17 protein-coding genes are annotated in these 18,345 nt (G+C 71.6%); 5 read left to right on the forward strand and 12 right to left on the reverse strand.

The window, feature by feature from the left end; genetic code table 11:
• The first annotated feature begins 170 nt into the window (after positions 1-170).
• Positions 171-1,418, forward strand: a complete 1,248-nt coding sequence (locus ACWGUG_RS11425; protein ID WP_452324723.1) for an MFS transporter — start codon at positions 171-173, stop codon at positions 1,416-1,418.
• Between the two features lie 4 nt (positions 1,419-1,422).
• On the opposite strand, the gene ACWGUG_RS11430 is transcribed toward ACWGUG_RS11425, so the two are convergent.
• The 10 genes from ACWGUG_RS11430 to ACWGUG_RS11475 form a co-directional block, all read right to left on the reverse strand.
• On the reverse strand, positions 1,423-2,451 hold the full coding sequence (locus ACWGUG_RS11430; protein ID WP_336394672.1) for a potassium channel family protein: 1,029 nt from the start codon (positions 2,449-2,451) through the stop codon (positions 1,423-1,425).
• Positions 2,452-2,582: 131 nt separating this feature from the next.
• On the reverse strand, positions 2,583-2,921 hold the full coding sequence (locus ACWGUG_RS11435; protein WP_452324724.1) for a sugar ABC transporter ATPase: 339 nt from the start codon (positions 2,919-2,921) through the stop codon (positions 2,583-2,585).
• A 102-nt stretch (positions 2,922-3,023) separates the two neighbouring features.
• On the reverse strand, positions 3,024-3,485 hold the full coding sequence (locus ACWGUG_RS11440; RefSeq protein WP_336394670.1) for a DUF3237 domain-containing protein: 462 nt from the start codon (positions 3,483-3,485) through the stop codon (positions 3,024-3,026).
• Entirely contained in the window at positions 3,482-4,915 is a 1,434-nt protein-coding gene (locus ACWGUG_RS11445) for an amidase (protein WP_452324725.1), read from the reverse strand. Before ACWGUG_RS11445 ends, ACWGUG_RS11440 begins: the two co-directional genes overlap by 4 nt.
• Positions 4,912-6,624 carry an ABC transporter ATP-binding protein gene (gene nikE, locus ACWGUG_RS11450; protein WP_336394668.1) on the reverse strand — a complete coding sequence of 571 codons (1,713 nt, stop codon included), beginning with the start codon at positions 6,622-6,624 and terminating at the stop codon, positions 4,912-4,914. The genes ACWGUG_RS11445 and nikE overlap by 4 nt, the downstream gene beginning before the upstream one ends.
• Positions 6,621-7,484, reverse strand: coding sequence for an ABC transporter permease (locus ACWGUG_RS11455; RefSeq protein WP_336394667.1), 864 nt, complete (start codon positions 7,482-7,484; stop codon positions 6,621-6,623). Before ACWGUG_RS11455 ends, nikE begins: the two co-directional genes overlap by 4 nt.
• A complete protein-coding gene (locus ACWGUG_RS11460) occupies positions 7,481-8,443 on the reverse strand; it encodes an ABC transporter permease (protein WP_452324726.1) in 963 nt (320 codons plus the stop codon). The genes ACWGUG_RS11455 and ACWGUG_RS11460 overlap by 4 nt, the downstream gene beginning before the upstream one ends.
• A 31-nt stretch (positions 8,444-8,474) precedes the next feature.
• Positions 8,475-10,127, reverse strand: a complete 1,653-nt coding sequence (locus ACWGUG_RS11465; protein WP_336394665.1) for an ABC transporter substrate-binding protein — start codon at positions 10,125-10,127, stop codon at positions 8,475-8,477.
• 73 nt (positions 10,128-10,200) lie between these two features.
• Complete coding sequence (locus ACWGUG_RS11470; RefSeq protein WP_336394664.1) at positions 10,201-10,656, reverse strand: DUF3237 domain-containing protein; 456 nt, start codon at positions 10,654-10,656, stop codon at positions 10,201-10,203.
• Positions 10,653-12,335 carry a CocE/NonD family hydrolase gene (locus ACWGUG_RS11475; protein WP_336394663.1) on the reverse strand — a complete coding sequence of 561 codons (1,683 nt, stop codon included), beginning with the start codon at positions 12,333-12,335 and terminating at the stop codon, positions 10,653-10,655. Before ACWGUG_RS11475 ends, ACWGUG_RS11470 begins: the two co-directional genes overlap by 4 nt.
• A 115-nt stretch (positions 12,336-12,450) precedes the next feature.
• Here ACWGUG_RS11475 and ACWGUG_RS11480 point away from each other — a divergent pair, with 115 nt between their 5' ends.
• The 4 genes from ACWGUG_RS11480 (at position 12,451) to ACWGUG_RS11495 (ending at position 16,918) form a co-directional block, all read left to right on the forward strand.
• Positions 12,451-13,023, forward strand: coding sequence for a TetR/AcrR family transcriptional regulator (locus ACWGUG_RS11480; RefSeq protein ID WP_336394662.1), 573 nt, complete (start codon positions 12,451-12,453; stop codon positions 13,021-13,023).
• Between the two features lie 74 nt (positions 13,024-13,097).
• On the forward strand, positions 13,098-14,183 hold the full coding sequence (locus ACWGUG_RS11485; RefSeq protein WP_452324727.1) for a DNA polymerase IV: 1,086 nt from the start codon (positions 13,098-13,100) through the stop codon (positions 14,181-14,183).
• Between the two features lie 91 nt (positions 14,184-14,274).
• A complete protein-coding gene (locus tag ACWGUG_RS11490; protein WP_452324728.1) occupies positions 14,275-15,951 on the forward strand; it encodes a CHAT domain-containing protein in 1,677 nt (558 codons plus the stop codon).
• Positions 15,952-16,003: 52 nt separating this feature from the next.
• Positions 16,004-16,918, forward strand: a complete 915-nt coding sequence (locus tag ACWGUG_RS11495; RefSeq protein ID WP_452324729.1) for a helix-turn-helix transcriptional regulator — start codon at positions 16,004-16,006, stop codon at positions 16,916-16,918.
• On the opposite strand, the gene ACWGUG_RS11500 is transcribed toward ACWGUG_RS11495, so the two are convergent.
• Both ACWGUG_RS11500 and ACWGUG_RS11505 read right to left on the reverse strand, forming a co-directional pair.
• A complete protein-coding gene (locus ACWGUG_RS11500; RefSeq protein ID WP_452324730.1) occupies positions 16,905-17,279 on the reverse strand; it encodes a DUF2255 family protein in 375 nt (124 codons plus the stop codon). The genes ACWGUG_RS11495 and ACWGUG_RS11500 overlap by 14 nt on opposite strands.
• 61 nt (positions 17,280-17,340) lie before the next feature.
• Entirely contained in the window at positions 17,341-18,321 is a 981-nt protein-coding gene (locus tag ACWGUG_RS11505) for an aldo/keto reductase (protein WP_452324731.1), read from the reverse strand.
• Positions 18,322-18,345 lie beyond the last annotated feature (24 nt).

The following is an 18,345-nucleotide window of genomic DNA, read 5'->3' on the forward strand; positions in this document are numbered from 1 at the left end:
GCGCCCCAAACCCGGAGAAGTGAGGCAGCGAGCCCGGTCAGGGGCCGCCCAGGTAGCCGACGGTAGGATGGCCGTGCCATTTCGATGTGCATCTACCTGCCCGCGCGACCTCCGCGCCGGGCAAGGCGGCACGATGCGCCGCCGCAGGCGGCTTCCGAGCCTGGAGAAAGATGCACACGACCCTCGTCGAGACCGATACGTCCGCCCGCGCGGCCGTGCGCCGTCCGAGCCTCATCCGCGAGGCCGGCTACGCCTATTTCCCGGTGGCCCTGGTCGCGCGCCTCCCCTTCGCCATGATGGTGGTCGGCATCCTCACCCTCGTCGTGTCCGCGCGCGGGTCGCTGGCCCTCGGCGGCGTGACCAGCGCCATGACCGGTCTCGGCACCGCACTCGTCGGGCCGCTCCTCGGGGCCGCCGCCGACCGGTTCGGCCAGCGCCGGGTGCTGCTGGTCGCCGGGACGGTGAACAGCGTCCTGCTCGTCACGATGGCGGGGCTCGCCTTCACGCCGGTTCCGGATGCCGCGCTCCTCGCGGTCGCGTTCTTCATCGGCGCGTCGATGCCCCAGGTCGCACCGCTGTCGCGGAGCCGCCTCGTGGCGATCATCGGGAGGGTCTATCCGCGCGACCGGCGCACGACCGTCGTCAACGGCGCCATGGCGTACGAATCCGCGGCCGACGAGATCGTGTTCGTGTTCGGCCCGGTGATCGTGGGCCTGCTCGCGACGACCATGACGCCGGCCGCCCCGGTCATCGGCGCCGCGGTGCTCGCACTGGTGTTCGTGACCGCGTTCGCGCTGCACCCGACCGCGGCGGCGGGCCCGGCGCGCGGCGCCGCCGATCGCCCGGCGCAGGCTCCGGTCCGGGATCTCGTCCGCGTCCGGGTGCTCGCGCCCGTGGGGGGCGCCCTGGGGATGGGCCTCTTCTTCGGGGCGATGCTGACGTCCCTCACCGCCTTCATGGCCGAGCGCGGCGTGCCCGAGCAGGCCGGGCTCGTGTACGGCGCGATGGGGATCGGATCCGCGGCGCTCGCTCTGGGCGTCGCGCTCTTCCCCGCGCGGTTCTCGCTCTCCGCCCGCTGGCTGACGTTCGCGGCGGTCCTCGTCGCCGGCGCGCTCGCGCTGCCCCTCGTCGACTCGGTCACGGGGATGGCGCTGTGCCTCCTCGTCATCGGCGTGGGGATCGGGCCCACCCTCGTCACGCAGTACAGCCTCGCCGCCGCGTTCAGCCCGCTCGGCCGGTCGGCGACCGTCATGACGATGCTCGGCTCGGGTGTCGTGGTCGGCCAGTCCGCGGCATCCGCCGTCACCGGAATCGTCGCCGACGCCCTCGGAGCCTCCGTCGCCCTCCTCGCGCCGGCCGTCGCCGCCGCCGTCGTGCTCGGCGCCGGCGTCGTGAACGCGGCCGCCGCGCGCCGGTGACGTCTTAGCGCGGCGACTCGGCGAGGATGCGCCGGATCTCGGCCATCGCCTGCTCGGACTGCGCCAGCAGCGCGCGGACTCGTTCGGCCGCATCGCCGGCCACCGCACCACCGCCGGCCGTGGCCGACTCCGCGAGCGCCGGGTGGGTCGTCGTCGCAGGCATCCCCGCGCTCGCCTCCGCACCGGCGTCGACCGCACCGGCCACCGCACCGGCGGCGACCCCCTTCGCCGCGTGCGTCGCCAGCGCAGGCTCCGCCGTGTCCGGCCCTGCGTACGCCTCGACGAGCGCCTCGGCCTCCGCATCCGCGTCTGCGTTCCCGTCCGCCGCCTTGCGGGGCCCGAGGAAGAGGTTCGCGAGATAGCCCGTGAACGTGCCGAAGATCCCCACCCCGACGACGATGACCAGGGTCCCGATCAGGCGGCCGGCGTTGGTCACCGGGAACTGGTCGCCGTAGCCGACCGTGGAGATGGTCACGAGGGTGTACCAGAGCGCGTCCGAGGCGGATGTGATGTTGGCGCCCTCTGCGTTCTCCTCCACGGCGAGCACCGAGATGCTCCCGAACTGGAGCACCAGGACACCCATGAGGAGCAGGGTCATCAGCGCGCTGTTCGCGCGATCCTTGATGAGGGTGCTCCACACCGTCCGCGGCCCGAGTTCGCGCAGGAGGCGGAAGACGCGCAGCAGCCGGAACAGCCGCAGGATCTTGAACTGCGGGAACGGAAGGCTCGCGAGCAGGTCGGCCCAGCCGAATCCGCGGAAGAAGTAGCGGCCGGCGGACGGCGCCGTGGCGATCCGGTAGATGAAGTCGCCGAGGAAGATCGCGCTGAACACCGCGTTCATCACCGACAGCACCAGCTCGAGCGCCGAGTCGCCGGCCACGAGATACACCAGCAGCAGGTTCACGATCGACAGGATCGACAGCGCGCCGATGAAGATCTCGTACGCGGTGTTCTTCAGCTCGGCGCGTGCCGCCGCGCGTGCCTGCGCGCGGGCACGGGACCGCTCGCGGATCTGTGAGAGAGGCCGGGCCATGACGACTCCTCGAATCGGGTCATGCCGGACGCGTTCCGGCTGAGCCTCATTGTCCTCTCTCCCGCCCGCGGGGAGCGACGATCACGCCCGGGCCCGCGCGGACAGCGTGGCAGGATCCGCACCTCGGCGGCCTAGTACTCCTCGGGAGCCAGGTCGCCCTGTCCGCTCTCGCCGAGCTCGGCGATCTCGGGCGACAGGTCCTGCGTCTCGGGCTGGAGGTCCTCCACGGGCATGTCGAAGCGCGGCACCTGGTCCTCGGCCGACGGCAGGTGGGCGGGGTCGTCCCCCGTGGCGGTCACCGGATCCTCGGAGACGTCGTCGGGCGCCTGCCCGCTCGTGCGCTCCCACTCCGCCTGAGCCGGGTCCAAGGTCGGATCCGGCGCGATCGACGTGTCCTGGTCGCGCAACGGCTGCGCTCCGGCGCCCCCGTCGGCGGCGCGGGGGATGTCGTCGGGAAGGTTGTCGGACATGACGGCTCCTCTCGTCTGGCGAAGAGCCACCGTACGAAGCTCCGCCCGCATCCGGCACGGGGTTGACTCCCGCGCCGGAGGGGAGGTACGCAGACGGATGCCTCAGCGGAGCCGGTAGACGCGGATGCAGACGTGGCCGGGGTCGGGGCGGGCGTATCCGACGAACTGCCCCTCCGTCAGCCACCGGTGCGCTTCGGCGCCCGTCTGGAAGACGAAGGCGGTCCGGTAGTAGAGATCGTCCTCGCCGACAGGCTCTCCCGCTCGCAGCCGGCGCTCGACGACTTCGCCGGCGTGCCAGTAGCCGCGGTTGACGACATCGATCGCGGCGCCGTCCTCGGCCTCGATGACATAGCGTGCGTCGAGCTGCGTGGTCGCTCCCCGTGTGACCCACCAGTCGGCGCCCACGGGGAGCACGCGCCCGGTCAGGCGCGGTCCGGTGATCTCGCCGCCGACGATCGGCGTGACGTTGAGATCCTCGGAGGCCGTGCGCCCGACCCTGATCGGGTCGGCGACCGCGACGCGGAGCTCGAAGACGAACTCGAGTCCCGGCTCGAACGCGGTCACGCGACGGCCGTCCGGGCGCGCGCGTCCACGGGTGTGACGGTACCGAGTGCAGCCTCGACCGCGCGAGCCGCGGCGAGCGCGACATGATCGCCGTTGCGCGGCCCGATGAGCTGCACGCCCGTCGGCAGGCCATCGTCATCGAGCCCCGTCGGCACCGCCACCGACGGCAGTCCGAGGAAGTTCACGGCCACCAGCAGCCGGTGGTCGCGCCACAGCTCGGTGGTCGCGGCGGGGCCGGAGAGGTCGAAGCCGACCTCGGGCATGCGCCGTGCCGAGACCGGACCGAGCACGATCGGGTGCTGCGACTGGAACTTCTCCCAGGCCGCCGCGATCACGGCCCGCCGGGCCCAGGCACCGCCATACTCCTCGGCGGAGCCCAGAACCTCGGTCTCTTGCGCGTTGTCGAGGAAGTACCGGGTCGAGCCGTCCGACAGCGGCATCGGGAGCGCGCCCGGCAGGAAGGCGCCGACCATCTCGTTCACCGAGATGCGGCGCCAGAGTCCGGCCGCCTCCTCGATGAGCGGCGGCTCGATCTCCTCGACCTCCCAGCCGGCCGCAGCGAGCGCGTCGGCCGCCCGGCCGACGGCGGCGGCGACCCGCGGATCGACGCCCCAGCCCAGCGGATCCCGCGCGACGGCGACGCGTCGCGGGCCGTCGTAGGAGGTGGGGTGCTCGACGGTCAGCGCCATCGGATCGCGGCCATCGGCGCCGTGCATGAGTGAGAACGCGATGTCGAGGTCGTCCACGCGGCGCGCGATCGGACCGTTCACGGCGAACAGCTGCAGCGAGAGCGACACCGGCTCGGTGATCTCAGCCATCGGCGCCGGAATCCGTCCGGCCGACGGCCGCAGCGCGCACACTCCTGCGGCATAGGCGGGGAGCCGGAGGGAGCCACCGTAGTCGTTGCCGAGGCCGAGCGGCGTCATGCCGGTCGCCACGGCCACTGCATCGCCGCCACTGGATCCACCGGGCACGCGGAAGGGGTCCCAGGGGTTCAGGGTGCGGCCGAAGAGGTCGTTGTCGGTGTCCCAGCGCAGTCCCCAGTCAGGCATGTTGCCGCGCCCGATCGGGATGGCGCCCGCCTCGAGCAGACGCCGGACCATGGTGGCGTCCTCTCCGGGAACGGCATCGGCCATGAAGGACCAGCCGCTCGTCGACGCCGACCATGTGAGGTCGATGTTCTCCTTCACCGTGAACGGCACGCCCGCGAGCGGGCCCACCGGGTCACCCGCGTCCAAGGCGGCGTCGACCTGGTCGGCGAGTGCGCGAGCCCGATCGTGGAACACGACGGTCAGCGCGTTCACGGTCGGGTTGACCCCCTCGATGCGCTCGAGGTGCGCGTCGATCACCGCACTCGCGGTCGTGGCGCGCGAACGGACCGCCTCGGCGAGTTCGCCAAGGCCGAGCTGCCACAGCGGTCGATCTGTCATTTCTCTCCTCCGGGGGTGATGATGCGGGTGGTCCTGGTCGCCACCGTCGGCAGGGCGGACGTGCGCGCGGGCAGCCGTCGGCGCGGCACCCATCCGCTCCGCGGGATCGAGTCCAACAGCGTACGCGTGTACTCGGCGCTCGGGCGGTCGAGCACGTCGGCGATCGGGCCCTGCTCGATGACCGCACCCGACTTCATGACGACGACGTGATCGCATACGCGCCGCACGGTGGTGAGGTCGTGCGAGATCATCAGCAGCGCGACGCCGGTCTGGCGGCGGATCCCGTCGAGCAGCGTCAGGATCTCGACCCGGGTGGTGACATCCAGCGCCGACACGGCCTCGTCGAGCACGAGGATCTCGGGCTCAGCCGCGAGCGCACGGGCTATGGCCACCCGCTGCCGCTGTCCGCCCGACAGGGAACGGGGCCGCTGCCCGGCGAGGTCGGGTGCGAGCTTCACCGAGGCCAGCAGGCGGTCCACCTCGGCGTCGATGTCCGAACGCCGGTCGCGGCGTCGATGGACGGCGATCGCCTCGGCCAGGCACTGCCCCACCGTCTGGCGGGGATCGAGCGACTGGTAAGGGTCCTGGAACACCATCTGCGCGACACGCGCCCGCGCTCGGCGGTCGCCGGCCCGCCGCGCCGGTCGCGTCCAGTCCTCGCCCTTGACGACGACCTCGCCGGCATCGGCCGTCTCGAGGCCGCAGATGATGCGAGCCGTGGTGGACTTGCCGGACCCCGATTCCCCGACGATGCCGAGGGATCCGCCACGCGCGAGGGTGAAGCCGACCCCGTCGACGGCGACGAACTCCTCCCGACCGCCACGGGGCGAGCGGACCTGGAACGTCTTGCGCAGTCCGGCGACCGTCAGCACCTGATCCTCGGCCGACCCGCCGGCGGCGACCAGGGCGCCCGGCAGCGTCGCCGACAGCAGCCGCTTCGTGTACGGGTCGGCAGCATCCGTCCGCATCGTCGCCGCGCGCAGCGTCTCGATGGTGCGGCCGTGCTGCATCACCGCGACCCGGTCGCACACCGCACCCGCGAGTGCCAGATCGTGGGTGATGAACAGCAGCGCGAGGTCGCGGTGCCTGCGGAGGTCGGCGATCACGGCCATCACCTCCTCCTGCGTGGTTACGTCGAGCGCCGTCGTGATCTCGTCGGCGAGGAGGATCGGCGGGTCCATAGCGAGGGTGGCGGCGATCATGACACGCTGCAGCAGCCCGCCCGAGAGATCTCCCGGGCGCTGCCTCATGCGGCGGGCGGGGTCGGGGATGCCGACCTCGGCGAGCAGGTCCTGCGCCCGGCGGTCCGCGGCATCCGCCTTCTCCCCCGCCACCGCGACGAGCGCCTCCGTCATGAAGTCGCCGATGGTGCGCAGCGGGTTGAGGTGGGCGCGAGGCGTCTGGAAGACCATGCCGAGGCGGCGGGCGCGGATGTCGCGAAGCCGCCTGGCCGGCAGGGTCGAGATGTCCTCCCCGTCGATGCGGATGGCGCCGCCGACGGTGAAGCCCTCCGGGAGGAGACCCGCGGCGGCCCGGACCGACAGTGTCTTGCCCGAGCCGGACTCGCCGACGAGGCCCAGCGCCTCGCCCGCGCGAACGCCCAGCGTGCAGTCGTGCACGAGGGTGCGCGGCTGATCGCCGTCTCGGCCTGCGCCGGCGGCCGGTGCCGTCACCGAGACGTGGTCGAACTCCAGGACGTACGCGGTCATCGGCCGCTCCCTTCGGCCCAGGCCGTCACTCGGCCACCGACGATGTTGACCGCGAGCACCGTCACGACGACGAGCGCGGCGGGGAACATCGACTGTTCCGGGGCGCCGACGAGCAGCGACGGCTGCCCGGCGGCGATCATCACTCCCCAGTCCGACGACGGCGGCTGCGCGCCGAGCCCCAGGAACGAGATCGCGGCGAGGTCGAGCATCGCGTAGCCGAAGCCGACGGTCGACTGGGCGAGCACCGCGGGCAGGAGCGCCGGCACGAGGTGCCGGAAGCAGATCGCGAGGGAGCCGACGCCCTGGATGCGCAGCGCCGCCATGTAGGGCTTGGCGAGCTCCTGCCGCGCGGAGGCGCGTACGAGCCGCGCCACGATCGGGATATAGGCGATCGACAGCGCCACGATCGGCGCGATGAGACCCTTGCCGAACATCGACACGGCCAGGACGGCGAGAACCAGGCCGGGGATCGCGAAGATCACCTCGATGAGCCGCGAGCTGACGCCGTCTACCCACCCTCCGAACCACGCCGACGCGATGGCGATCGCGGTGCCGAGGGCCGTGGCGGCGACCACCACGGCGATCGGTGCGAACACGCTGGGCCCGGCGCCCACGAGTACGCGCGACAGGATGTCGCGCCCGAGGTCGTCGGTTCCCATCCAGTGGGCCGACGACGGCGGACCGGATACGGGGCCTACGTAGAGCTGATTCGGGTCGTACGGCGCGAGCCACGCGCCGAACAGCGCCATGACGAGGATGCCGATCATCACGACCCCGGCCGCGATGGCCAGGGGATCACGCACGGCGAGGCGACGCGCGAACGTCGGGACGCGGCCTCCGGCAAGCTGGGCGACGCTCATGCGGTCCTCCTAGGCTTGACGGAGTCGGGGTCGATCAGCGCGATCGCGACATCGGCCACGGCGTTGAGCACGACGAACAGGATGACCAGCAGCAGCGAGACGACCTGCACGACCGGCAGGTCCTTGCGTGCCGCGGCCTCGGTGAACAGGGACCCCAGACCGCCCAGCCCGAACGCCTGCTCGGCGATCGCCGATGCGGCGAACAGGCCCGCGACCGTCGCGCCCGAGATCGCGAGGATCTGTGGCGAGGCGTTGAGGAACACGTGGCGCCGGAAGATCTGCGCACGCGGGATGCCGCGCACCCTTGCCGTGTCGACGTGCTCGGAGTGCAGCTGACCCACGACGGCGCCGCGGGTGATGCGGCTGAGGTACGCGATGTAGAGCACAGCGAGCGAGATCGCCGGGAGCGTGAGGTGGTGCAGCGTGTCGATCACGCCGCCGTCACCGGCGCCGTACACCGGGAACCAGCCGAGCACGCGGCCGAACACCCAGATCAGCAGGATCGCGACGACGAACGTCGGCAGCGCGACCCCGAACGACGTTGCGACGAGCACGGCGCGATCGGCTCCCTTTCCGCGCGTGCCGGCCAGGATGCCGGAGCCGACGCCGAACACCGCGATGAGCACGAGCGTGTACAGCACGAGCATCAGCGTGATGCCGAAGCGCGGAGCGATCAGCTCGACCACGGGCGTCTTGTAGACGAAGGAGGTGCCGAGGTCTCCGGTGAGCACGCCGCCGACCCAGTACAGGTACTGGATCCAGATCGGCTGGTCGAGATGGTGCTCGGCCTTGATGGCGGCGATCATCTCGGGTGTGGGCCGCAGGCCGCCGGCGAGCGCGACGACCGGGTCGCCGGGCGTGAGCAGCACCGCCGAGAAGATGACGATGCTCGACAGGAACAGCGTCAGCAGGAGCCCGCCGAGCCTGCCGGCGAGCTGTCTGACCGTGCTGGCGTTCATCGTCATCCCCTCCCGTTCCCGTTGACGGCGGTCACTCGCCGCCGAGGCGCAGCGCCCAGGGGCTCGCGTAGGCGGCCACCGACGTCACGATCCCGGTGAGCTCGTTGCTCAGGAACGCCGTGTGGTACGAGCCTGCCAGGGTCACCTGCAGCTGATCAGGAGCGAAAACCTCCTGCGCCGCGATGTAGGCTTCCGCAGCCGCGACGGGGTCGGGTGTGGTGCGGGCGGCCTGGACCCCCGCGACCACCTCGGGCACGGCGTAGCCGCTCCAGTTGAAGATGCCCCCCTGGTCGGGCGGCAGCACGAACAGCTGCGGGTAGGTGAGCACTCCCGGAGTCTCGGTGTAGCCGCTCGTCGCCACGAAGTCGATGTTCTCGCGCGGCCCCGGATCGGGCAGGAAGATCGCGCCGAAGTCGGCCGCCTGCCGCTCGTCGATCTCGACGGTCAGGCCGATCTGCTCGGCGGCGCTCTGGACGATGGCGGCAGTCTGGGACAGCTCCTTGTTGCCTGCGGGGATCGCGATCCGCAGCGGCACGGAGGTGTCTTCGCCGGATTCCTCGACGAGCTTCTTCGCGCTATCGAGGTCCACGCGCGGCGCCTCGAGATCGTCGTACCCGTCCTGATAGTCCGCCGCCGCGGGCGAGCCCGACCACGAGAACGGTGCGACGAACGTGCTCTGGGGCTGGCCGAGCCCGTGCAGCACGGTGGCGATGTACTGCTCGCGGTCGATCGCGAGGCTGAGTGCCTGACGGATCATCGGGTTCGCTCCGGCACCGGACTCGCGGGTCGGGCCGAACGAGAACGACGCGGTGGACGGACCGATGACCAGGCGCCCGGTGTCGGAGGACGCGAACGCCTCACGGCTGCCCGGGGCGACGTTGAACGCGCCGTCGACCTCGCCTTCCAGGAGCGCGTTGGTGAGGGTGGTGCCGTCGGGGATGAACCGGAAGGTCAGCTGCTTCACGAGCGGGGCGCCGTCCCAGTACTCCTCGTTGGCGGTGAGCACGATCTCACGTCCCGGTGTCCAGCTCTCCAGCTCGAACGGGCCGGCGCACATCAGCTCGCCTCCCGAGGTGCCCAGCGCCGAGCCCTGGGCCTCGCTCACGGCCTTGCTGAGCACGGCCCCCGCGCCGCCCGAGAGGGCGTCCCGGAACGTGGAGTCGGGAGCGACGAAGCGGACCGTCACCTGGTTCTCGCCCGTGATCTCGATGCCGTCGGGCGCGACGAGGACGAAGGCCCCGTAGAACGCCGACGTGACGTCGGAGTGATGCCGTTCGAGGCTGTAGACGACGTCTTCGGGCGTCACGGGGGTGCCGTCCCAGAAGGTCACCCCAGGCCGGATGTCGATGACGAACGTGACAGGGTCGACCCAGTCCGCACTCTCGGCGATTCCGGCCTCGACCGTGAAGTCGGGCTGCACGCGCAACAGGCTGTCGCAGAGGTTGGGCTGCACGAAGTTGTAGTCGGCGCCCGGTACGAGCGAGCGCGGCTCGCCCTCGACGAGCGCCCAGGTGACCTCGTCGACCGCCGTCGTGGCCGCGGGAAGCGCGTCGACCAGCTCGATCGGGCCGGAGGTCGCGTCGCCGGTCGGCGACGCCTCGGTGTCGCGGGGGGTGCATCCCGCCAGCAGCACGAGCGCTGCGCCTGCTGCGGCGACCGCGGCGGCCTTGCCTCGGATTCTCATCTCGTTTCCTTTCGGGTCGGTCCCGCAGGACCACAGATCGCGACGTCGTCGGCGCGATCAAGGCGGTGGGGCATCAGCGCACCACGAAGACCCGGACGCACACCTGGCCGTCCTCGTCGCGCGCGAGCCCGATGAACTGGTGCTCGGCCAGCCAGCGGTGGGGTGCGGCATCCGTCTGGAACACCGGCGCAGTGCGGAAGTAGTACTCCTCCTCCGGCACGTTCTCGCCGGACTCGACCCGGGCCATCACGTCGGCCGACGCACGGTAGTAGCCGCGGTTGAGGATGTCGATCACGGCGCCGTCGTCCGCTCGCAGCAGATAGCGGGCTTCCAGCTGCGCCGTGCCGGAGCGCTCGACTGCCCAGTCGCCCCCGCCCGGCAGAACCTCACCGCGCAGCAGCGGACCTGCCACCGTGCCGCCCGAGATCGGAGTGAACGTCAGCTCTTCGTCGGCGCTGCGCCCGATCCGCAGGTGCGGCTCGATGTCGACGCGGATCTCGAAGGCGAATTCCAGGACGGGGTCATTCATGAGCGGGCCTCCTCGGCATGCGCGTCGGGCAGAACGGACAGGATGATGCGCAACGGCTCCGCGCCGCCGAGCGTGATGCGCTGCCGGTTGACCGCGGTGCCGACCGCGCCCCACGGCTCCTCTCCCGTCCCCGGCTGCGGGATGAACTCGGGGAAGTCGCTCGAGTGCACGAGCAGGCGCAGTCGGTGCCCCGCCCGCACGCGATACCCGAGCTGGCCGAGATCGATGTCGACGGGCGCCGGGTCACCGGCATCCGTCACATGCACCTGACCACGGGCGATGCGCAGGGCACTGCCGGACGGTGCCACGTCAAGCAGCCGGGCGAAGACGTCCATGACGGGGCCGTCGGACGACACGGATGCCGCGACCCGCACCGGCCCCGCGAGGTCGACGTCGCGTTGGAAGACCTCTGTGGTGAACGACAGCACGTCGGCCCGCGCGCCGAGCGCGGACTCGTCGGGCGCATACAGCAGGAAGGCGAAGGCGTTCGGCACACTCGACGGCACGAGGTCGTCGGGGTCGTGGAGCCACTCGAGGTCGGCGGAGCCATCCGGCATGTCGGGCGACAGACCGCCTTCCGGCGTGGCGTACAGCGTGCGTGCCGATGCGCCCGAGGGCGGCCAGGTGTCGCTTCGACGCATCCCCGGCGTACCCGCGAGATTCCAGCTCACCCGCGGGATGTCGGATGCCTGGCCGTGGCCCCGCACGAACACCTCGAAGAAGTCGACCGCGGGCTGCAGCATCCGTTCCAGCTCCGAACGGATCTGCTCGTCACTGCGCTCCTCCGTGCGCGCGGAGGCGGGGTCGTCGAGGTAGTAGGACTCGTGGTCCATCGACTCGATCCGCAGGAAGTGGTTGAGCGCCCACGCCGGTCGCTGCTCGATCTCGGCGACGTCGGCCCAAGAGAGCGGCGCGCAGTTGTCCCACCAACCGATCGTGTGGAGGGTCGGCACCGGGCGGGCGTCGAACGGGCTCTGCAGGGGGAAGCGCGGCAGATGCACCGCACGTGGGTACCACTGGTCGTACGAGAGCGAGCGGGCGCCAAGCTGCGCGACGACCTCCTCGGCCTGCGCACTGAACGGCCGGCGCGAGGGGTCGAGGTCCCAGAAGTAGGCATCCTGCGAGTGGAAGTAGGTGAGGGGGTACAGGTAGGTGATCGCCCACTCGACGCGGCGGGTGCGCTCCCCCGGCACGACGCGCACGGGCTCACCGAGCATCGTGCCGGTCACGCGCGGCGCGATGGCCTTGAGCGCGGGATGCTGCGACACGACCGCCGCCCACTGCGTATAGCCGTAGTAGCTGTCGCCCCACATCGCGACGCGGCCGTTCGACCAGGGCTGCTGCACGATCCAGTCGATGGTGTCGTAGCCGTCGTCGACCTCGTTCACGAACAGGAGCGCGTCGCCCTCGGAGCGGAACTTTCCGCGCACGTCCTGCGCGACGACGCGGTAGCCGCGCGCCGTGAAGTACTCGGCGATCAGCGGGATGAACGTGTACTCGCCGCTCTTGTCATAGGGCAGCCGGATCAGAACGGTGTCACCGGGATTGTGGTCGGGGACGGCGGGTGCGCCCGGGAGGTACACGTCGGTCGCGAGCCGCACGCCGTCGCGCATGCGCACGCAGCTCTCGCGGGCGGCGGGGCTGACGGGCGCTGGTCCGACATGCACGATCTCCGGCACGGGTGACTCCTCTTCGAGCTGATGGAAGCAACGGTAGGGATTCAGGTGTTCTTAGTCAAGTCTGACTAGACAATAAATCGACTAGGATCGTGTCCGAGGCGAAATGGAGGTTCCGATGGCCCGACCGTCCGTCGCAGAGGAGCGCACGCGGCAGATCGTCGACGCGACGATCCGCACCATCGCCGCGCACGGCATCACCGGCGCGAGCCTCGAGCGCATCGCCGAGGAGGCGGGGATGTCTCGCGGTCACGTCCGCCACTTCGTCGGCAACCGCGAGGAGCTCCTGCGCGAGAGCGCCCGCCGGTTCTACTACGACGACACCGAGGGCGAGTCGATCCTCCCTGTCGGGACGCGCGACGTCGCCGGCGCCCTCGACTTCCTGTTCAGCGCCGAGTTCGCCGCGCCGGGCAACGAGAACGCCGTCGTGCTCGGATTCGTGGAAGCCGCACGCTCGGACCCCGTGCTCGCGGGACTCCTCGTATCTGCCTACCAGGGCACGCATCAGGCCCTGGAAGTGCTGTTGACGGCGGAGTATCCCGGCGCCGAGGCGGGCGCCTGCGCATCTGTCGCTTACGGCGTCGTCGGCATCGCCCTGCACAACGTCTTCCTGAGCGACATCGCCTCGGCGGCCACGGGCACCGCGACCGCCCGCGCCGCCGCCGAACGGCTCATCGCGACACTGGGCTGACTCTGCGAGACCGCAGACGCTGTCGGCCGCGCCGCCTAGTCTCGTCTCATGCGCGGGTCTGCGGAGGCGGAGTCATGAGCGACGGCGCGAGGGGCGGTCGTTGGGTGCTGCACGTCGACCTCGATCAGTTCATCGCCGCCGTCGAAGTGCTGCGCAACCCCGCCCTGGCGGGCAAGCCCGTGATCGTCGGCGGTCGCGGAGACCCCGCCGAGCGGGCGGTGGTGTCGACGGCGTCGTACGAGGCGCGGAAGTACGGGGTCGGATCCGGGATGCCGCTGCGCATCGCCGCCCGCAAGGTGCCGGACGCGGTCATCCTGCCCGTCGATGCCCCGGCCTACCTGGCCGCGTCCGACGAGGTGATGGCGACGCTCCGCGAACAGCCCGGCGCGGTGGTGCAGGTGCTCGGCTGGGATGAGGCGTTCATGGGGGTCACGACGACCGACCCCGAGGCCTATGCACGACGGGTGCAGGCGGCGGTGCTCGATCGCACCCGACTGCACTGCAGCGTCGGCATCGGCGACACCCTGGTGCGGGCCAAGAACGCGACCGACTTCGGCAAGCCGCGGGGCGTCTTCCGGCTCACGGCGGAGAACTGGCTCGAGGTCATGGGCGACAAGCCGACGGCCGCACTGTGGGGCGTCGGCTCGAAGGTGTCGAAGCGGCTCGCGCTCCTGGGCGTGACGACGGTCCGCCAGCTCGCCGGCGCGGACCCCGGCGCGCTGGCGGGCGAGTTCGGGCCGAAGATGGGCCCGTGGTACCGGCAGCTGGGTCGCGGTGACGGCTCAGCGGTGGTGGACGACACCCCCTGGGTGGCGCGCGGACACAGCAAGGAGACGACCTTCCAGGTCGATATCGTCGACCCGCAGGAGATCGAGGATGCCGCACGCCGGCTGCTGGATCAGGTGCTCGACGAGGTGGCCGGCGACGACCGACCCGTCGTCGGCCTCGGGCTCAAGGTGCGCTATGCGCCCTTCCTGACGAAGACGTTCACGAAGAAGATCCCCACCACGTCCGACCGGGCGGTCGTCGTGGAGCGGGCGCTCGAGCTCGTGGCGAAGATCGAGCCCGGGCGCCCTATCCGCCTGCTGGGTCTGCGGGCCGAGATGGCGATGCCCGACGACGCCCGCGAAGGCCACACCCCGACGCGCAGCGGGTGGTGACGACGCCCGCGGCCGCGGCGTGAGGCCCTCTGGTGCCGACCCCGCCGAGGGTGCATCATTCGGGTATCCGCCCCACGGACGGGGAGAGACGATGACCGCGTCGCGCCTGACGTTCGACGACCTCGAGCTGCGCTTCGACCGCGAGCAGGAGGGGACCTACCGCGTCGTCGTGACCTCGAGCGACGGCCCCGCCACCACGGGCACCTTCTCGCGTCCCTTCACCGACGAGGAGCTTCACGCCTTCGTGCAGCGCGTCGGCCTCGTCCGCAGCCGAAGCGCGAACCCCGACCGGGACGAAGAGATGCGGGCGTTCGGGGCACGGCTCTTCGACGCCGTGATGACCGACCGCGTCGGCGCGCTCTACGAGGCGGCCCAGTCGCGGGCGGATGCGAAGGATGACAGAGGGATGCGGCTGACCCTGCGCCTCTCGGGCGCCCCCGAGCTCATGCGGCTTCCGTGGGAGCTGATGTACCGGCATCCGCGTTTCATCGCGCAGTCGGAGCGGACCCCTCTCGTGCGCACCCTCGATCTGCCGTCGGCGCACAAGCCTCCGCCGCTCACCGGACCGCTGCGGATCCTCGGGATCATCAGCCACCCGTCCGGCTACGCGCAGCTCGACTCCGAACGCGAGCGCCGCAACCTCGAGGAGGCGCTCGGGCCGCTGCTGCGGAGCGGCCGCGCAGAGCTGACCTGGCTGGAACGGGCGACGATCGCCGAGCTGGAGCAGCGGATCGCCCAGCCCGACGAGGTCCACGTGCTGCACTACATCGGGCACGGGGCGTACGACGAGAAGACCGACGCCGGCATCCTCGTGCTCGAGACGCCGCAGGGACGTGCGGACGACGTCAGCGGCCAGCGACTCGGAACGATGCTCCAGGATGAGCGGAGCCTTCGACTCGTCGTCCTCAATTCCTGCGAGGGCGCCCGCACCTCGATCGTCGACCCGTTCTCGGGAGTCGCGACGCGCCTGCTGGAGTTCGACATCCCCGCTGTCGTCGGCATGCAGTTCGAGATCACGGACGCGGCTGCCATCGCGTTCAGCCGGAGCCTTTACACGGGAATCGCCAACGGCGCATCGATCGACGCCGCGATCGGCCCGGCGCGCCGGGCGATCGACGCCGCCGCCAGCAGCTCCGAGATCGGCACACCCGTGCTGTTCCTCCGAAGCAAGGAGACGCGCCTGTTCGACGGCGCCGCCCCTGTCGGGAAGGAGACCGGACACGACGTCCCGCCTGCACCCTCCCCGCCGGACCCACGCCCGGACGGCGGCGGCGCCGGCTCCGGCGGCTCCGGCGGCGGCTCGCCTCCGCACGACGTCACTCCCCCGGCGCCGTCGCCGCCGGTCGTCCGCCCTTCCCCTGACGGCGGCGGCACGAGCCAACCCGTACCGGGCGCGGTCCGTGCGCTCTGGGCCCTCATCGCCGTGCTGGCGGTGGCCGTGTTCGCGTTCTTCGCCTCGCTCGTCGCGCAGAACGTCTTCGGGGTGGACGTCCCGTGGATCCCGGGCACCGGCAGTTCGCAGGTCACGCCGTCGGACGACGCGCCGCCCGATCAGGCTCCCACGGAGGGCACGGTCCCCGACGTCGCCGGGTCGGCGGTCGACTTCGCCATGTCCGCGCTGCGTGACGCCGGGTTCGACAACGTGGCCGTCGAATATGTCGACTCGGCCCAGACCGGCAACACCGTGGTCGCGACCGACCCGCCGGCCGGCACGACCCTCGGCTTCGACCAGCTGATCACGGTGCAGATCTCGAACGGCTTCGGCTGACGGGCACTGCCAGAGCCTGTCACCGCCGTGCGCCGCCCCGTAGCGTGGAGGCATGGCTGACATCCGTGCGGAGGTGAAGGAGTTCCTGAGCTCGCGCCGCGCGCGGCTGACGCCCGAGCAGGCGGGCCTGCCTGCCTACGGCGGCAACCGGCGGGTCGCGGGCCTTCGCCGCGAAGAGGTGGCGATGCTCGCCGGCGTCTCGGTCGACTACTACGTGCGCCTCGAGCGCGGCAACCTCGCGGGTGCCTCGGAAGGCGTGCTGGACGCCGTGGCGCGCACCCTCCAGCTCGACGAGGCGGAGCGGCAGCACCTGTTCGATCTCGCGCGCGCCGCCGGGCCCGCCCGCAGGTCGGCCCGCCGCGCGCCGTCGGTCGTACGGCCCGCCGTGGGACAGGTGCTCGACGCGTTCACCGAGGCACCGGCGTGGGTGCGCAACGGCCGGCACGACATCCTCGCCGCCAATCTCCTGGCCCGCGCGCTGTACTCACCCGTCTTCGAAGATCCACGCCGGCCGGTGAACACCACGCGCTTCGCGTACCTCAATCCGGCGGCCCGTGACTTCTGGCGCGACTACGACCAGATCACGCACGACTCCGCGGCGATGCTCCGCATGGAGGCCGGTCGCAGCCCGCACGACCCCGAACTCATCCGGCTGGTCGGGGAGCTCTCGACGCAGAGCGAGCTCTTCCGCGAGCGGTGGGCGTCCCGCGACGTGAAGTTCCACCGCAGCGGCCTCAAGCGGCTGCACCATCCGGTGGTCGGGGATCTCGATCTGAACTACGAATCCATGGAGCTCCCCAGCGAGCCCGGGCTGGTGCTGAACGTGTACACCGCCCCGGCCGACTCGCCCTCCGCGGACGCCCTGAAGCTCCTCGCGTCCTGGGCCGCCACGCAGGCCGCCGAATTCGCCGCAGCCGATGCGACCGCCGCCGGAGCGGATGCCCCCGGGAGCGTCAGAGGGGCATGACCACCAGCGTCGTGGCCGCGGCATCCGGTCCGGTGATCGGCCGGACGTACGCGACGCCGTAGCGGTCGTACTTCGCGTGGAGCGCGGCATCCAGCTCGGCGCTCACCGCGGGGTCGGCGAGCGAGAACGTCACGTCCTTCTCCACGCCGCCCGCCGCCACCCGCCCGACGCCCGCGCGCAGCGCGCGTCGGAACCAGCCGTTCTCGGGGCCGTGGGCGGACCGAACGTAGAGCGCGTCGCCGACGGCTGCGTGCCAGATCGTCACCGGCGGCCGCAGCGACCCGTCCGGCCGGCGCGACGAGATGCGCAGCTCGGTGGCGCCGCCGATGCGGCGGAGATCCGCGGCATCCCACGCCGTCACGATGCGTCCTCGGCTGTCGGTGTCTGTGTGCTCGCGCTCATGTGTCTCGCTTCCGTTCCCCTCAGAGTCCGACCATGGCCATGCCGGCGTCGTCGTAGCGGTTGCCCGCGACGGCTGCGGCGAGCGCGTCGAGGGTCGAGATGTCGTCCGCCGACAGCGCGACGGCGGTCGCCCCGGCGTTCTCGTCGACGCGCTCGCGCCGGCGTGTGCCGGGGATCGGGACGATGGACGGATGCCGCGACAGCAGCCAGGCGAGAGCCACCTGGCCGGGCGTCGCCCCGCGCGCCGCGGCGACCCCGCGCACCCCGTCGACGACGGCCTGGTTGGCGCGGAGGTTGTCGGGCTGGAAGCGCGGCACCCGGCCGCGGATCTCGTCGGCGCCGAACGTCGCGTCCGTCCCGACGTCGCCGGTGAGGAAGCCCTTGCCGAGCGGGCTGAAGGGCACGAAGCCGATGCCGAGCTCGACGCACGCCGGCAGCACCTCGGCCTCGGGGTCGCGGGTCCACAGCGAGTACTCGCTCTGGACGGCGGTGACCGGGAACGCCGCGTGCGCACGCCGGATGGTCGCAGCGCCGGCTTCGGAGAGGCCGAAGTGCTTCACCTTGCCCGCTGCGACCAGCTCGCCGACCGCGCCGGCGACGTCCTCGATGGGCACGTCGGGGTCGACGCGGTGCTGATAGAAGAGATCGATCGCCTCGACGCCGAGCCGCTGCAGCGATGCGTCGGCGACGCGGCGGATCTGCTCGGGCCGCGAGTCGGTGCCGACCATCCTGCCGTCGACGATGTCCCACCCGAACTTCGTCGCGACGACGACCTGCTCGCGGATGGGCGCGATCGCTTCACCGACCAGCACCTCGTTGTCGTAGGGTCCGTAGACCTCGGCGGTGTCGATGAAGGTGACGCCGTGATCCACTGCGTGGCGGAGGACCCCGATCATGTCGTCGCGGTCGCCGGGGTTCGGGCCGTAGCTCATCGACATGCCCATGGCGCCGATGCCGACCGCCGAGACCTCCAGGCCCTGGCCGAGCTTCCTGGTGTGCATGAATCCTCCTTGTGCCGCGGAGCG

It is taken from the genome of Microbacterium sp. NPDC055455 (assembly GCF_053619935.1).